Raw genomic sequence first — 692 nt, 5'->3', positions numbered from 1 at the left:
CTTCGCTGTTCTATTCCCAACAGCAACTTTTAAATAATATCACGTTTCTATCAGGAAGTCAACATCTTTTTTTCGTTGCGTTTCAGCGACAAGAAATATATTAACATAGATTAATTATCTCGTCAACATCTTTTTTTGTGTTCCGAAACACGGCAAGAAACATCATACCATCTGTCGTATAGTTAGTCAATACCCTTTTAGAAAAATATAAAACATCCATCCCATATCTACTATTTTTCTATACTATAAATTAGAAAACTTGGCTTCGCCAAACCTTTTTAATTTGAAACCGTCGTCGCGATATCCATGAACAGCCTAGTCCTCAGCTTGCCACAGGACGTACGCGTGTTTAGCGAAGCGCCCTTATTGACGGACCACTTATAATTTCTTAAATCTATATAGTGGATGCTGAATTAGGCTGGTAAAAATTCGGCACCTTCGCATGATTTATAGCTAATGGTTAGGTATGTATCCTTGATTTGTACGACGAGTAAAAGGGCAAAAGAAAAAAAGCGTAGTACCGTATCGATGTTCGCCATCGTGATCCCCATATCAATGGTGACCGCAATCGTTTCAGCGGTTTTGGCGCGCACTAAACCAAGACCGCACTTTTGCTTGATAAAAGCAAAACGACGTTCAATTTCCCCTCGACGATTCTCAGCGTCTCGTGCTGCTGCGTTGTCGGCGCGTCG

Annotated in this window: 1 pseudogene; it reads right to left on the bottom strand. The window is 40.6% G+C overall.

From position 1 onward, the window contains the following. Window positions 1-413 precede the first annotated feature (413 nt). Window positions 414-692: pseudogene (locus ABWW58_RS17120) on the bottom strand (hypothetical protein); the annotation flags it as partial.

It is taken from the genome of Sporolactobacillus caesalpiniae (assembly GCF_040513385.1).
Taxonomy (GTDB): Bacteria; Bacillota; Bacilli; order Bacillales; family Sporolactobacillaceae; genus Sporolactobacillus.
This window is presented reverse-complemented; position numbering and strand designations above follow the sequence as displayed.